The sequence below is a fragment of the Flavobacterium johnsoniae genome (genome assembly GCF_030388325.1).
Classification (GTDB): Bacteria; Bacteroidota; Bacteroidia; order Flavobacteriales; family Flavobacteriaceae; genus Flavobacterium; species Flavobacterium johnsoniae_C.
Genome location: NZ_CP103794.1, coordinates 2,251,471 through 2,268,611, shown reverse-complemented (window position 1 = coordinate 2,268,611; position 17,141 = coordinate 2,251,471). Strand labels below are relative to the sequence as shown.

The following is a 17,141-nucleotide window of genomic DNA, read 5'->3' as shown; positions in this document are numbered from 1 at the left end:
AGCTTTTTTGCTACTCAACAGATTTTAATTTATTAAGGTTTTACTAACTCACCCGAAAATCCTAAACTTACATCTTTTCCTGCAAGTCCGTCTGCTGCACCTTTGTATGCATGTTTACGAACATAGTTTGCATCCCAAAGATTTGGAGATTCATTTGGAAGCCAATATTCATGTTCTTTTGCATTATCAGAAACGCCCCAAATTGTAATTCCATACTGTTGCGGAACAGGAATGTGTTTTTTGTACATATCGATTACGTATTGATACATTTCTGCTTGCGAAGCTTGTTGCGCTACCGTTGGAGTTGCAGTTCCTAATCTAATATCTAACTCCGAAATTTTAATTAATTTTCCTGAAGCAGCCAGTTTTTGGAACATCTGAACAATTTTGTCTTTATCTGTTGTTAGACCGATGTGCATCTGTGTTCCGATTCCGTCAACCGTTGCTCCTTTGCTTTCAATATATTTTACGTATTCGATTATTCCGTCGCATTTGTCTAATCTCGATTCTAAATTATAATCGTTAATGAAAAGCTTGTCTGTTGCATTTCCGTACTGACGTGCCAGTTTGAAAGCTGTAACTGCGTAATCTTTTCCAAGATATTTTACCCAAGAGAAATAGTCTGTAGCGGTGTCGCCTTCCGTTCCGTTTCTAAGAGTTCCGTCTTCTTTCATTGGTTCATTTACAACATCCCAAGCAAAAACTCCAGTTTTGTAATGTGTCATCATTTTAGAAATCCAATCGGTCATCGCATCACCGATAATTTTGGTTTTCTCTGCATCTGTTTTTTCAATTGTAATTGGAGCTGTAGCACCTCCGCCAGACGATGTTCCGTCAGTTACTAAAACATTGTCGATATAATATGTTCCTGCAGCTCCTCCTAAATCGAAACCAAAACCTGTTTCACCACCTTTTGCTGTGATTTTCCATTCTATTTGTTTCCATGTAGTAGTCGTTGTCTGATCTCCTTGATAATTTGCTAATGATGATGGTATTGTTGAACATCTTACAGACCCATTAGCTTCAGAACGAATCATATACGAAATTGTATAACTTTTTCCTGCTACTAATGCAGAAGTAAAAGTAGTTTGAATCTGAGTTCTCCATTGTTCTGTTGCAGTACTTGTAGCATTTACCACTTTCATTGAACCGCTTCCTTCGTAAACATTTGCTGCTCCAGTTCCTGCGCTTAAAGCATCTGCAGCACCATTGGCTCTACTCCATCCAGTTATTCCAGAATTAAATGTTCCGTTAGAAACTAAATTAACTGGCCCTGTTGCAGCGTCAAGATCTACAACTGCCAAAGTATTTGCATCAATTAAATACGTTACGTTTGGTAAATATCCTAGATCTAAATTAAACTGAAACGTTGTGCTTCCTGTTTTAAAATCGCCTGGAGCCAATTTAATTTTAACTTGCTGCCAAGAAGAAGTTGTTGTAAAAGCTTCTGTGCCAGTTCCAGTATTCATCCAATCTTTGTATGGATATTGGTTGTTTAATGAGGCATTGAATGAAATACGCCCTTTACCTGCAACATCCGATTTGATATAGAATGAAACTTCATAATTATGTCCTGTCACGATTGGCACATTTGGCGAAGTTAACTGAAGATTATAAGCTGCTGAAGAAGTAGCACTAGATGCCAACTGAATTGCCGCAGAAGTACTTGTTAATCCTGAATTGGCCACAGTTGTAATTCCTTTTCCAGGATTATTTCTAGCCCATCCTGTAAAAGTTCCACTTTTAATAGGCGTTAAATCTAAAACATTTGTTCCGCTTGAGCCCGGAATTACCGTTGGTGCAATTATTCCGTTTAAATAACTTGCATTTTGATTGGAATGCCAGATTAAAGTGTGTCCAAAAACCTTTAAACCAGCGCTTTTTGTCGCTGCGATAAAAGCATCAACATTGGTAAAATTAATTTCTCCTTTAGCATTTACCATTGCACCGTGTTTCATTTCGTAACCCGGTGTAACCTCATCAAAATTTTCGTTTACAATTTTTCTATAAGCTGCATCGCTCATGTATAAACTAATTCCGATTCCGTTTCCTAAAGAAAAATCAGAATATACTTTTAATGGCTCATAACGGCTGATTTTTTCTACTAAAGCTAATGGAAGCTCAGCGCCTGTTATTTCTCCGTGTTCTGGGTCTTTTCCCCACTCCATCAAATTATCATCGCATGATGACAAAATCATTAATGATGAAGCAATTATTGGTATGATATATTTGTATTTCATTTTGTGGTTGTGTTAGTTAAAATCGTTGTAAACTGGTGTGTCTAATGGAACAATTCTCCAGTTGTCTGTATACACTTTTACAGAAGTTGCTTTTGAAGGGAATTCTACTGCGCTTTCTGTTCCTAGAACGTCTTTCATTTTTACATCGGCATTTTCAAACCAAATTCCAAAATTTTGATACGTTGCCGCTTCACGATAAGCCAAAACAGTTTCAAAAGTAGCTGCTTCTTTAGACCATTGATAAAATTTATTTAGCGGAATAGTCACCGTTACCCAGCCTGTAGTCTGAAAAGCAACTGATTTTCCATCAACAAGCCACGGAATGTAATTGTAAACTCCACCAGCCCATGTACCTGCATTAAAATTATTGACTGTACATATTTTTAAATAACCAGAATCTTTCCACGCATCTGGCACATAGATATCAAACTGAAACGCTACTTTATCAAGAGGTGTAGTAGCAGGAATAAAAGGCGTCAATTGTGTTCTCCAGTTATCTACGCCTGTTCCAGCTGTCCAAGCTTCTGTTGCTCTTCCTGTTGCCGGGGCGATAGAAGCAAGACGTGCAGGACGATGTGGTACATATTTACCGTGTGAAGCATTTCCTGTACCAACTACTGCTGATTCAAGATCTGCTGGTGCAATCATACCCGGAATTGTAGCAGTACTCCAAGATCCTTGAGTTCCTCTTCCATCAAAATCTAAAATAATTCCTCTTTTGCAATTAAAATATGCTGGAGAATAAACACCTCCGTTTGAAGTTTGAGCGAATAATGAACCGCCATTATCTGAAACGCCATTTGGAACCGTAACAATAAAGAATTCGCCATCTTCATCAGATGTAATTCCTGATGTTACTTCAACATTTCCTGGAAAAATTACTTTACTGACTTCTGTTAAACCACTTCCTGACACGGTAATCGTTTCGCCTGGATTTGGCATTGTATTCGAAATGTTTGAAATAGCAGGTTTTCCTGAACGAATTTCAAATTTGAATGTAGTTTCGCTATTGTCATTTACAAAACGAATTGTATTTCTAACTGATGGATCTGCTTCTAAAATTGGCGTATCTGCTGAAACACTTACCAACATCGAATTATTAGATACAAAAACGACATTAAAATAGGTCGAATATCCGTTGATGTATACTTTCTTTAAACCTGTAAATCCTGAGCCTTCAATACGCAACAACTGTCCTAAACGGGCAAAAGTAACTTCTCTATCTGGTACAGTCGAATTCACATCTTCTAAAAATACCCTTGTGATCGTAATTGCTCCTCCTTCTGAATCGTTGTTATCGCAAGAAGTAAACAACATACCGAAAACCATCATGCTTAAAATTGCAATTGGCGCCCAATACTTTTTATTTAAAATATATTTCATATTTATGTCTTTTAGTTTTTTATTTCTGAAACTAGAATAAGTCTTTTATTTTCTCTTCTGTAAACTGATACGGAACAGGATTCTCTCTCAATAATGGATTTTGAACCAACTCAGATTCTGGGTAAGGAAGAAGGAAAATTGTCGCATCGATAACTCCAATGGCACGCGGACTACTACTTCTTGCCGGATCTATAGAAACTGTATTAGTTGCAGCATCATAAAGAATAGGTTGAATTACTCCTCTGTCTTGTCCCGTTACATAGTTAATTACTTCCTGCTGTTTGTAATAAGCTCTTCGTACCAAATCATACCAATATTGTCCTTCCATTGCCAATTCTACTCTTCTTTCATGTCTAATATCAGCATAAGTTAAAGCTGTTTTTGGAGTAAGACCTGCACGTGTACGCAATTTGTTTATGCCCTCTAAAGCCAAAGCATCTGAAGTGGAAGCATTGTTTCCTAAAGCTGCTTCTGCATAATTTAAATAAACTTCGGCCAAACGTAGCATATTGGTATTCAAAGCAGAATTCATACGGGTAATTTTTGAATTGTCTTTTGTAGATCCTACAACTCCCTTTTTTATGTTTACGAATTCTTTACTATGATTTACTGTGTACCCGCCGTTTGACTTATTAATTTCTGGATAAAAATCATCATCAGCCATCCATGTCGCTCTTCGGCGAAGGTCTTTTGATTCGTATTCTTTTAAGACATCATATGATGCTCTTGTCCAATATCCCCAAGCGGCATCATCTCCAGTAATATCAGAACCTAATGCAAAATAAGCTTGTTGCGTATTGTTTACTCCGAAATCTCCATTTGGAACCCATTGCAGTGCAAACATCGATTCTGGGTTGTTGTTATTGTCAATCATAAATAAATCTTCATAATTAGCCATTAAACTATATGGCCCAGAAGTCATTACTTTTTCTGCCGCTTTTTTTGCTAAATCAAGATATTCCTGATTTCTAGTTCCGCTGTTTGGATTATCGCTGATTCCTGAAAACGATAAATAAACACGAGACAACATTCCGAATGCGCTGTATCTTGTTAAACGCCCAGCTTGTCCAGCAGATTCTGGAAGATATTTTGCTGCAAATTCTAAGTCACGGATAGAAAATTCGTAAACATCTTTTAGCGGATTCTTATTTACAATTGGATTTTTAACCAATTCTCTCGGATCTGTCGAGATAATTACGTCTCCCCATAATGAAGCTAAATACCAATATGCAGTTCCTCTCATAAAACGAGCTTCGGCAATATATTTGTTTTTAATAGCATCGCTCATTGAACTTCCAGAAATTCCGATAATAACGTTATTCGATTGCTGTACAACATTATACAATGATCCCCAAGCCGAAACCAAAGGTCCTGTTAATCCTGTTTCTGTTAAATCGGTAAATGGGTAAACGTAATCTGAGAAAGGCGCATACATATTTGCTCCTCGACCATCTCCTAAACCGTAATAAAACTTATCATTAAAATCGAACCAAACTTTATTATATAATGGTCCAGTTGCCGCCTGAAAATCAGACTCTGTTTTATAAAAGTTTTCTTTTGTAATGACATCATTCGGCTCAACTTCTAAAATGTCGCTGCAACTCGTCCAAACAAATGGCAATGCAATAATTAAAGCCGTGTAAAATATTTTCTTTGTTTTCATTGTACCGTTTTTAGAAATTAACATTTAATCCAATTGTTGTTACCATTGGTGAAGGATAACGTCCGTTATCGATACCATTTAAAAGCTGGTTTTGGTTTATCGCTCCAACTTCAGGGTCGTAACCTTTATATTTAGTGAAGGTTAAAACATTCTGCATATTAGAGTATACTTTGATATTTGCGATTCCGTATTTAGAATACAAATCTTTTGGAAGATTATAACCTATTGAAATATTTCTAAGTCGCACATAAGATCCGTCTTCTACAAATCTGTTGCTCAAACGATAATTTGAAGCAGATGAAGCAGATGAAGCACCAATTCTAGGCATGTAAGGATCTCCGCCCACAATTTGCACGTTACGATAATCATTTGGTCCATTCGGGTCGATTAATTCTAATTGTGCATATCCAAGTGCTGTTTTCAATAAATTCGTGTTTTCACGAGGATTTTCTAGCCATCTTCTTTGGTAATTTAAAACGTCATTTCCGTAAGATCCTGAGAAAGTAATTCCTATATCAAATCCTTTGAATGAAAAATTATTCGTAAAACCGAAAGTAAAATCTGGATTCGGATCTCCGATGTAACCGGCATCTTTTTCGTTAATTACGCCATCTTTGTTCACATCTTCAAACATATAATCTCCAATCCAAACTCCATTTTCACCAATTACCATTCCTTCTGGCAATGCTGTTGGTTTTACCGTTCCGCTGGCATCTTTATAATAGAAATCGGTTGCTTTTTCAAAACGTCCAATTACTTTATATCCATAAAATTGTCCTAAAGTCTGCCCTACAGCTGTGCGCGTAACTACAGTTACATCAGAACCTTGTTGAAGGGTTTGATCATAAACACCTGATTCTGAATTTAATTTCAACACTTTGAATCTATTCATAGAAATATTGAAATTTGATTTCCAAAGAAAATCTTTATTCTGCATATTGACTGTGTTTATTGTAAACTCAAAACCTTTGTTTTCAAGAGATCCAATATTAGCAAAAGGAGGCGCAGTAGAACCTTGTCCAGTTGTACCAACATAAGCAGGAAGTGATAATCTCAACAATAAATCGTCTGTTTTCTTATAATAAACATCTGTTGTAATTTCAATTCTATTATTAAAAAGTGAAAGATCTAAACCGATATTGGTTTGGTTTGATTTTTCCCATTTCAAATCTGGATTAGCTGTATTGGTTGCAATTTGCCCGCTTCCCCAATTGGTTGCAGAAGTTCCGTAAACAGAAGTATATGCATTATTTGGCACACTTGAATTACCTGTTACTCCCCAACCTGCACGCAATTTCAGATTATTGATAACTGTATTGTCTTTTAAAAATGATTCATTTGAAATTTTCCAAGCCAAAGACGCAGACGGAAACCAATCCCATTTATTGCCTTCTGCAAACTGCGAAGATCCATCTCTTCTGATAGTACCTGTTAAAATATATTTGTCGTCAAATGTATAATTTGCTCTTGCAAAATAAGAACTAAGCGATTTTGTAGAACTTGCATTTGAATTTCTAGCAGTTGTTGGGTCACCAGCATTTAAATCGGTTGCACCATTTGTTAGATAACCTGAACGGTATCCATAAAGATTTTCCCAATTTTGTTCTTGAAACTCTTGCCCCAACAAAGCATTAATATTATGTTTTCCAAAAGTTTTATTATAAGTCAAATTATTAGTCCAAATCCAGTTTTCGCTGGTAGATTTTGCTCTTGACCCTTCTCTAACTTCATTTGATAATGCTCCAAAAGTATAAGATGGATTAAAAGTATATCGGTTTCCAAATCCGTAATCTATAGAATATTGTGTTCTAAGTTTTAAATCTTTTGTAAAACTAATTTCAGCGTAAACATTTCCTCTAATTCCGTAGTCTTTTCCGTGATTATCTTTTAGCATCGCGATTCCTAATGGATTCGTTTGAACAAATTCAGTTGTATCTGGTCCGTCAAAAGTTCCATCAGCATTACGAGCTGCTACGTTTGGAGTTTGCTTTAAAGCCGTTAAAATCACTGAATCGTCATTAACCGTAGTTACCTGATTGTTTTTGTATGTATTTAAGTTTACGCCAACTTTCATCCATTTTTTTACCTGAGAATCAACTACAGCTCTAATTGTCATACGATCAAAAGAAGATCCGATTACTGTTCCTTCCTGATCAAAATAAGACATTCCTAATGCGTAAGTGGTATTATCAGATCCTCCAGAAGCAGATAAATTATAACTTTGAATTAAACCAACTTGAAATAATTCGTCTTGCCAGTTTGTTCCTTCTCCTAATAATTCAGGACGTATGAAATAAGGATCTCTTTGTACAATTCCTAAATCTGCACGAGTATTTTTTAGTGTTCCATATTCTCTAAGATTTAAAACTTGCAATTGTTTTGGCATTTGCTGCCAACCTACATAACTATCAAAATTTAAGGTTAAATCTCCTTTTCTTCCTGTTTTGGTCGTAACCATAATTACACCGTTTGCAGCTCTTGAACCATAAATTGCGGTTGCAGAAGCATCTTTTAAAATATCAATTGACGCAATATCATTTGGGTTAATTCCAGCAAGCGGATTGACATTTAAAGAACCTGAATTTCCATCTATAATAACGCCATCAATTACATAAATTGGTTCATTAGATCCTGTAATAGAACTAATACCACGTATACGTACAGAAGAGCTTCCTCCTGGAGTACCACTATTTTGCTGTATTTGTACACCAGCAGCTCGCCCTTGCAAAACTTGATCGATAGTGGTAGAAACAGATTGCGTTACCGCCGAACTAGAAATAGAAGAAATAGCTCCTGTTAAATCGGCTCTTTTTGCTGTTCCGTATCCGATAACTACTACTTCTTTCAAATCATTAAGATTTTCTTCAAGCAAAGCATCAATTTTAGTTTTATTATTTACTGCAATTTCATACGGTTTGTATCCGATGAAGCTAAAAACTAAAGTACTGTTGGTAGGAATAGCAGTTAATGTATAAGTTCCGTCAAAATTAGAGACTGTGCTTGTTTTGGTTCCTTTAACGATAATATTCACGCCTGGTATTGGTCCGCTACCATCAGATACAGTACCCGACACAGTAATTTGCGCATTTACCGCAGCAGAAAATACCAGCATGAGAATTAAGAACCCTAAATTCTTAAAGTATTTAGATCTGCTTTTAGTAATTAAAAAGTTAGTCATAAATAATTGGTTTAATTAGTTAATAGTATGGTTTAGTTAGTTTCTTGTTTATAGAGTTTTTGGTCATTTTTATTTACAGCAAATTCAAACGACTTATACCCTTATTGTCAAAACAAATATATGTAAAAAACAACAACACACAATCGGTTGCGTTAATTTTTTTTATCAATTTAAAAAAAACATCGTTATAAAAAAACATTTTAAACATTTAAAATCAAAAAACATTGAATAATTACCAAAAACTATATTAAGTACAGCGAAAACGTTAGAGATAATAAATAGATTAGTTCAAATTCTTAAAAAAAACATAAAAAGTTAAAATTTACATTTTTTTCAAAATTCACTAAAACGTTATCGTAAAATGATAAAATCAGCAATAAATGCAAATTCGTTCTTATCCCTTGCAAAATAAGGCGACAAGACACTTATCTTCTAAAAATCAAGCAACTAAACTCTAAACAATATATTTCTTACAAAGTACTAAAAGAAACAATCGGTTGCTTATATTTCAAAAAAAATCCCCTCAAAATTACTTGAGGGGATTTGAAATTATTCTTAAAAAAAGAATTCAAAAACTATAAATTCATCTTTTTAGCATCTTCAACAAATTGCTTTAATCCAATATCAGTTAAAGGATGTTTCAGCAAACCTTTTATGGCAGAAAGCGGTCCTGTCATTACATCTGATCCTATTTTTGCGCAATTTACAATATGCATGGTATGTCTTACCGAAGCAGAAAGTATTTGTGTTTGGTAATTGTAGTTATCGTAGATTTCTCTGATTTCAGCAATTAAATGCATTCCGTCTGTTGAAACATCATCTAATCGTCCTAAAAATGGAGAAACATAAGTAGCTCCAGCTTTTGCAGCCAGTAAAGCTTGTCCCGCAGAAAAAACTAAAGTTACATTGGTACGAATTCCTTTTGAAGAAAAATATTTACAGGCTTTTATACCGTCGCCAATCATAGGCAATTTTACTACGATTTGAGGATGCAAAGCCGCTAGTTCCTCACCTTCTCTAATCATTCCTTCAAGTTCGGTTGAGATTACTTCAGCAGAAACGTCGCCGTCAACGATATTACAAATATCTAAATAATGTTTCAGGATATTTTCTTTTCCTGTAATGCCTTCTTTTGCCATTAAAGACGGATTCGTGGTTACGCCGTCTAAAACGCCTAAAGCCTGCGCTTCTTCAATGTCTTGAAGATTAGCAGTGTCAATAAAAAATTTCATATGTTTTTTGGTTTAAGTTAAAAGTATTTTTGCGTAAAAAAACTTTGTCAAAGTTTAAAACTTTGACAAAGTTCTCAGTTGTTCTAGTAAGTAAAAAATGTGCATTTCGATTGATTCTGCTCTTCAAAAAACCTTTAATAAAAAATACTCACTTATTATTTTATCAAACTGACTTTTTATTCGTTTCGATTTTCAAAAAATAGTAACTAAACCTTCAATCTATTTTTCTTAAATTTCAATTTAAAAAAGCCATAATCTTAATACACATTTTCGAAGTTTTTATCTAAAAAAGTATTTTAAACAATTTTAACTCTTTACAGCTATCATATTTAAAATTTTAAATATTCTTAGATTTTTGTCTCACTAAGTTTATTAATAAACCTAACAGATTTTGAAAATCTGTTAGGTTTATTATGCTTGCCAATTAAATATATTGATTGATTATATTTTCAAACAATTCTTGTTTACCGCTTTGAAGATTTAATTCTCCATTTTCGTGAGCGATAGAATAAAGATCTTTCAAGCTTAATTTTCCATCAGCAAAATCTTTACCTTTTCCAGAATCGAATGAACTGTATCTTTCTGTTCTTAATTTTTCGTAAGGAGAAGAAGTGATGATTTTATCTGCAGTCAATAAAGCTCTTGCAAAAGTATCGGCTCCACCAATGTGCGCTAAGAAAACATCTTCTAAATCTGTAGAATTTCTTCTGATTTTAGCATCAAAATTAACTCCACCACCTTGTAATCCGCCAGCTTTTAAGAAAACCAACATTGCTTCAGTAGTTTCCTGAATGTTATTTGGGAACTGGTCTGTATCCCAACCATTTTGGTAATCTCCTCTGTTTGCATCGATGCTTCCTAACATTCCAGCTTTTGCCGCTACTTCCAATTCGTGTTGGAAAGTATGCTGTGCCAATGTAGCGTGGTTTACCTCGATATTGATTTTGAAATCTTTATCTAAACCATAATTTTTCAAGAATCCGATTGCAGTTGCAGAATCAAAATCGTATTGGTGTTTAGATGGCTCCATTGGTTTTGGTTCAATAAAGAAAGTTCCTTTGAAACCTTGAGATCTTGCATAGTCTCTAGACATTGCTAAGAATTGCGCCATGTGGTCTAATTCTCTTCCCATATCTGTGTTTAGCAAAGACATATAACCTTCTCTACCGCCCCAGAATACATAGTTTTCTCCGCCTAAAGCGATTGTCGCGTCAAGCGCTAATTTTACTTGTCCTCCAGCTCTTGCTACTACATTAAAATCAGGATTTGTAGCTGCTCCGTTCATGAATCTTGGATTTGAGAAACAGTTTGAAGTTCCCCATAGTAATTTAATTCCAGAATCTGCTTTTTTCTGTTTTAAATATTCTGTAATGAACGCTAAACGTTTTTCTGATTCTGCGAAAGTTGCTCCTTCAGCGATCAAATCGTAATCGTGGAAACAGAAATAATCGAATCCCATTTTGCTGATAAATTCAAAAGCTGCATCTGCTTTATCTTTCGCCGCTTGATACGGATCTGATGAAGCATCCCAAGCAAATTGTTGCGTTCCTGGTCCGAATGGATCGCTACCTTGCCCGCAGAAAGTATGCCAGTAAGCGATTGCAAATTTAAAGTGCTCACGCATTGTTTTTCCTGCTACAACTTGGTCTGGATTGTAATATTTAAATGCCAACGGATTGTCAGATTCTTTTCCTTCAAATTTAATTTGACCGATACCTTTGTAGTATTCTTTATCTCCTAAAACTATCATTTTATTTTTTTATTTATTTGTTAATATTAATTCTAATTCTTGTTTCCATTTTTGATAAGCCGCTTCATATTCCTCTTTGTTTTTTAAAGGTAAAAAGGTCATTACGTGATCGTTTGTTGTAATTCCTGAACCAAATTTTTCAAAGTCACCATCTGTCAAGCCCACTGCTCTTGCCGCTCCTACTGCTCCCGTTGTATTGTAAATTTCTATTTCATGTCCAATTAATGTTGCAACCGTATTAGAGAAAATTTCAGAGCGGAATAAATTATCATTTCCAGCTCTAATTACATTAATCGTTGCATTATCATCTTTCAGGCATTCCATACCGTAAACAAAAGAAAATGCAATCGCTTCCAAAGATGCTCTGAATAAATGCGCGTTGGTATGAATATTAAAATTCAGATTTAAAATATGCGATCCAATATTTTTATTATTGAACATTCTCTCAGCTCCATTTCCAAACGGAATGACAACCAATCCTTGCGAACCTACATTTATCTGAGATGCTTTTTCATTCATTTCTTCATATGACTCATTTCCAATATTGTTTCGCATCCATCGGTATTGGATTCCTGCTCCATTTATATTCAGCAATTTTCCAACTCTCGGATTTGATTCTGTGTAATTTACATGAACAAAGTTGTTTACACGAGTACTTTTTCCTGAGTTTGTTTCTGTCACAGCATAAAAAACGCCAGACGTACCACCTGTTGCTGCCACTTCTCCCGGACGAAGCACATTTAATGACAAAGCATTATTCGGCTGATCTCCTGCTCTATATACAATCGGAATTCCTACTGGAAGCCCAGATTCTGACGAAGCTTTTTCTGTAACAACTCCTTGATTCGTAAAATTTTCTACAATTTTTGGAGTCAATGAAGTATCAATTCCGTAATATTCTAAAAGCCAATCGGCTACTTTGTTTTCTTTATAATCCCAAAGCATTCCTTCAGACAAACCATTTTTGGTAGTCGTTACTTCGCCTGTCAATTTCAAAGCGATATAATCTCCCGGAAGCATGTATTTTGAGATCTTATTGTAAACTTCTGGTTCGTTTTCTTTTACCCATTTCAGTTTCGAAGCCGTAAAATTCCCAGGCGAATTCAATAAATGTGACATGCATTTTTCTTCTCCAATTTCGGCGAAAGCCTTGTTACCAATCTCAACCGCACGGCTGTCACACCAAATAATAGAATTTCGCAACGGGGCGCCTTCTTTGTCCACAATCACCAATCCGTGCATTTGGTACGAAATACCAATTCCCTGAATTTTAGATGCATCTATATTCGCTTCTTTAATAGCTCTTTTCGTAGCCGTACAAATGTACTGCCACCAGATTTCAGGATCTTGTTCTGCCCAGTCTGGGTGAATCGAAAGGATTTCCATTTCGTTCTGAGGTTCATTCAAAACGATTACTTTTTTTCCCGTTTCTGCTTCAACAATTGCTGCTTTCACAGAAGAACTTCCAATATCATATCCGATATAATACATACTATAATGATTCTCTTATTATTAATTTTGTCGGCACATAACACTTCGTTTCTTCATCGTGCGTAATAAATGCCGCTGCTTTGGTTCCTATTTCTTTAAAATCGGTTGATACAACTGAAATTCCTTTATATATAAATTTCTTCATTGGCGTTTCGTTGTATGATAAAAATCCAACGTCTTTTCCAGGTTCAAAATCTTTCTCTTTGCATTGTTCCAAAAAGTGTCCTAAAATCCTGTCGCTTACACTGATGTAAGCAATTCCTTTTTCGATATTGAACTTCTTTGGATCTGTAATAATCTCATATTCAAAACCAAAATCGGCACAGAATTTCTTAAAAAACTCCACTGTTTCCCACGGATGATTCGTGAAATCAGGATAAACAAAATGTATCTTTTTATACTTTTTAAACAAATCCACCGCCTCTGTCAAAGACTCATAAAACGCTTTGCCGAAATCCTGAAAAACATAATTATTTGTCTTTTTAGCCTGAATATTCCAATCGATCAAAAGCAGTTTATCATTCGAAATTGCCGACAAAGCTGGAGCAATATCTTTATGATCAAAATTCATGACCACATATTTAGAATACTTCCCGATTCCGTTATTTATGATAGTTTTAAAAACATCAATATTATAATGATGAAACTGCACATCAATAATCACATTGTCCGGCAGATTATTCACAACCGAATGGTACAAAACCTCTTTATAAGCCTTAAAAGTATCTAAAACTAAAAGCACTTTTCTGGTTTCGCCCGCCACATAATAACCTTTATTCGGCACAGAATCAATCACTTTTTGATCTTTCAAAATCGTATACGCTTTAAAAACTGTGTCTCTCGAAAGCTGATACGTTTTGCAGATGACATTCACAGACGGCAATAAATCTCCTTTTTGTAAAATATTCTCTGCAATCGAATTTGTGATTCCGTCAACCAATTGCTGGTACTTCGGAATATCACTTTCGTGATTCATTATAAACTCAAATTTTTCTTCTTCTTTTAGCATACCGTTCTGTTCCGTTCTGTTATGCTAAAGTAGATAAAAAACTTTTATAAAAAATTGTTTTTTACATTAATTATGTTAAGTTTTTAAAATTCTATATTTCCTTAATTTGGGCGTGTTTGCGCCACGGCGAATCGGGCTATTCGTTGCAAGTCCTCGCCTGTTCGTTCCTCACGGCTGTGGGCTTTCCACTGCTATCCCTCACGCAAAACGGCTTCAGAAGAATGTATGCGTCATCTTTATCATTTCAATTTAGCTCTGGAAGAGCGTAATATTTATAGAAAATAAAATCCACGCAGATTAAAAGCTCCAGCGGAGCGACACATTTATCACAAATGATATATCACCCCGCTGGGGCTTTTTACAATCAGGCAATCTAAAAAATTCTACAAATATTTTTTCCCGCTGGGACTTCGCGAGTAACTCCAAATGAGACTCTAATCTTTGTTGAGTTTCTTGCGGAGATTTCTCCTCCGTCGAAATGACAAATCAGGTGGAATATCTATACTATTTTTCATCCAACATAGCTCTGGAAGAGCGTAATATTTATAGATAATTGTAATCCTCACAGATTAAAAGCTCCATCGGAGCGACATATAACTCATCGCTATAAAATCAAACCAACACAACCGATTGTGATTTTTTGCAAAATTTTTTTACACAAAAACCCTTAATCAATTAATCTTCTTATTCCGTACGGATCGATCGTGATAATCGAACCATCTTCTAAATAATCAATTTTGGTTACTTTCATGCTTCGCAAATGCGTTACACCTTTTGACAAACTCGAATCGTGATAAAACAAATACCATTCGCCTTCTACTTCACAAATTGAATGATGCGATGTCCAACCCACAACCGGATTCAAAATTCTTCCTTGATATGTGAACGGCCCATAAGGATTATCGCCAATTCCATAACAGATAAAATGCGTATCGCCTGTAGAATAAGAGAAATAATATTTTCCGTTATATTTATGAACCCAAGAAGCTTCAAAAAAACGACGATCGTTATCGCCAGCCAGAATTTCATTTCCGTTTTGATCCAAAATTTTAATCTCTTTTGGCTCTTCAGCAAATTCCAACATATCGTCTCTTAATAAAGCTACAATTGGCCCTAAAGCTTTTTCTTTTACAGAAGGCTCTTCGTTGTTATCATCGTATTTATTATCACGATATTTTTGAAGCTGACCGCCCCAAATTCCTCCAAAATAAATATAATGTTTTCCATCTTCATCTTCAAAAACAGCAGGATCGATACTGTAACTTCCTTTTATCGCATCTTTTTCAGGAACAAAAGGTCCCACTGGCGAATCTGAAATGGCAACACCAATTTGGAAAATTCCGTTGGCACGTTTAGCAGGAAAATACAAATAATACTTTCCGTTTTTATGTGCCGCATCAGGCGCCCACATTTGCTTTTCGGCCCAAGCCACATCATCTACATGCAAAGCAACTCCATTATCAACTACTTCTGATGAAATGTCTTCCATAGAAAAAACGTGATAATCTTCCATTCCGAAATGGTCGCCGTTATCGTTAAATGGAATTCCTGCATCAATGTCGTGCGACGGATAAATGTAAATCTTCCCGTTGAATACATGTGCCGAAGGATCGGCCGTGTACATATGAGATACTAAAGGCTTTGAAATCGCCAGGTCATTAATTTCCTCAAAATTAATGTGTTCAATGCTATCTTCAGGCATAGTAATATTTTATTAAATAATTAAGTTCTTCTTTCTTTTAGTTCTGTTTCAATCTGCACTTCCATTTCTTTATTTATTTTATAGAAAAACAGCATTCCAGCTCCAATTAAAAATGGGATTGCAGGAAAAATACTCACTAGTAATTTTATTCCGTTTATGGCTGTTTGGGATTGTTCTAGTGCATTTGGAACATAGTTGAAATAACCTAAAAATAAAGTAGTTAAGGCTCCTCCAATACTTAATCCAGCTTTTAAACCAACCATCATTGCCGAAAAAATAATTGCTGTTGCGCGACGATTGTTTAACCATTCTGAATAATCGGCAACATCGGCAATCATTGCCCAAAGAATCGGGATGGTGATTCCGTAGAAAAATCCGTGCAGAATTTGAGAGAAAAATATCAATCCGATTGATGTTGGCGGATAAAAATAGAAAGCGATTATAAATAATGTCGAAATGAATAAGAATATTCCAAAAACATTTCGTTTTCCGTATTTGTCTGCCAGATTTTTAGACAAAGTAATTCCGACAATCATAAAAATTATTCCGCCTGCATTGAATAAACCAAATCCTGCTGAAACTGGATCATTCCCAAAATGATTCAATCCGATATTGGTTAGAAAATCTAAAATAGGTTGAATAAAAATCGCCAATTGTTCTTTATCTACATAATTCTCAAAATAATAAACATACGAACCGCCTTTCATTGCCAAAGTCACAAAAACCAAAGTCGTCAGCGAAAGCATAATTACCCAAGGTCTGTTTTTAATTAAATCGCTCAAATCCTCTTTTACACTTGACTTCTGTTCTGGTTTCGGAATGATTCTTTCTTTCGTAGTTAAAAAAGTAATTAAAAGCATGATTGTTCCGATAATTGCCAAAGCGGTCATTACTTTTTCAATTCCGACAGCTTTATCTCCGTTTCCAGCGCTTTTGATAATGCCAAGCATAAAAACCTGAACGAAGAACTGAGCAAACATAACCGCCACAAAACGGTACGATGACATACTATTTCGTTCTTTCATATCTCCTGTAATTACTCCGCTTAAAGCAGAATACGGCAGATTGTTAGCGGCATAAAAAAGAAGTAATAAAGTATAGGTTGCAACGGCATAAATCACTTTTCCTTTATAAGAGAAATCTGGAGTTGAAAATGCCAATAAAGCAACAATTCCAAGCGGAATTGCAGTTATTAAAATCCAAGGTCTGAATTTTCCCCATTTAGTACTCGTTCTGTCCGCTAGAACACCAATAATTGGATTAAAAATAAAGGCAGCAATTAATCCAACAATTAGCATGATAATGGAAGAATCTGTTGGAGATAATCCGTAAATATCTGTGTAGAAATATGCCAGATACGTCATCAAAGTCTGAAAAACGAGATTGGCGGCTAAGTCTCCTAAGCTGTATCCAATTTTCTCTTTGATGGATAATTTTTGTGAAATGTTAGTCATTGGTGGTTTTGTGGTTAGTTAGTTCTATTCCTGCAAGGT

Annotated in this window: 10 protein-coding genes; all 10 read right to left on the bottom strand. The window is 35.3% G+C overall.

The genetic code is table 11. The features are described from left to right. Positions 1-32: 32 nt before the first annotated feature. The 10 genes from NYQ10_RS09925 to NYQ10_RS09880 all read right to left on the bottom strand — a co-directional run bounded on the left by NYQ10_RS09925 (position 33) and on the right by NYQ10_RS09880 (position 17,102). Complete coding sequence (locus NYQ10_RS09925; protein ID WP_289880435.1) at positions 33-2,240, bottom strand: endo-1,4-beta-xylanase; 2,208 nt, start codon at positions 2,238-2,240, stop codon at positions 33-35. Between the two features lie 12 nt (positions 2,241-2,252). Beyond that, positions 2,253-3,623 (bottom strand): glycan-binding surface protein, encoded by a 1,371-nt coding sequence (locus NYQ10_RS09920; RefSeq protein ID WP_289880433.1) that lies wholly within the window; start codon positions 3,621-3,623, stop codon positions 2,253-2,255. A gap of 31 nt (positions 3,624-3,654) precedes the next feature. Further along, positions 3,655-5,286: a RagB/SusD family nutrient uptake outer membrane protein gene (locus NYQ10_RS09915; protein ID WP_289880431.1), complete on the bottom strand. Its 1,632-nt coding sequence runs from the start codon at positions 5,284-5,286 to the stop codon at positions 3,655-3,657. Between the two features lie 10 nt (positions 5,287-5,296). Beyond that, the gene (locus NYQ10_RS09910; protein WP_289880430.1) at positions 5,297-8,464 is read right to left on the bottom strand and encodes a SusC/RagA family TonB-linked outer membrane protein; all 3,168 of its coding nucleotides are present in this window, start codon (positions 8,462-8,464) and stop codon (positions 5,297-5,299) included. A 575-nt stretch (positions 8,465-9,039) separates the two neighbouring features. Then, on the bottom strand, positions 9,040-9,696 hold the full coding sequence (gene fsa, locus NYQ10_RS09905) for a fructose-6-phosphate aldolase (protein ID WP_289880428.1): 657 nt from the start codon (positions 9,694-9,696) through the stop codon (positions 9,040-9,042). Between the two features lie 424 nt (positions 9,697-10,120). Next, the gene (gene xylA, locus NYQ10_RS09900) at positions 10,121-11,446 is read right to left on the bottom strand and encodes a xylose isomerase (protein ID WP_289880426.1); all 1,326 of its coding nucleotides are present in this window, start codon (positions 11,444-11,446) and stop codon (positions 10,121-10,123) included. A gap of 9 nt (positions 11,447-11,455) precedes the next feature. Beyond that, positions 11,456-12,937 carry a xylulokinase gene (locus NYQ10_RS09895; protein ID WP_289880424.1) on the bottom strand — a complete coding sequence of 494 codons (1,482 nt, stop codon included), beginning with the start codon at positions 12,935-12,937 and terminating at the stop codon, positions 11,456-11,458. Between the two features lies 1 nt (position 12,938). Then, a complete protein-coding gene (locus NYQ10_RS09890) occupies positions 12,939-13,946 on the bottom strand; it encodes a GntR family transcriptional regulator (protein WP_289880422.1) in 1,008 nt (335 codons plus the stop codon). A 667-nt stretch (positions 13,947-14,613) separates the two neighbouring features. After that, a complete protein-coding gene (locus NYQ10_RS09885; RefSeq protein WP_289880420.1) occupies positions 14,614-15,648 on the bottom strand; it encodes a glycoside hydrolase family 43 protein in 1,035 nt (344 codons plus the stop codon). A gap of 20 nt (positions 15,649-15,668) precedes the next feature. Further along, positions 15,669-17,102 (bottom strand): MFS transporter, encoded by a 1,434-nt coding sequence (locus tag NYQ10_RS09880; protein WP_289880418.1) that lies wholly within the window; start codon positions 17,100-17,102, stop codon positions 15,669-15,671. Between the last annotated feature and the right edge of the window lie 39 nt (positions 17,103-17,141).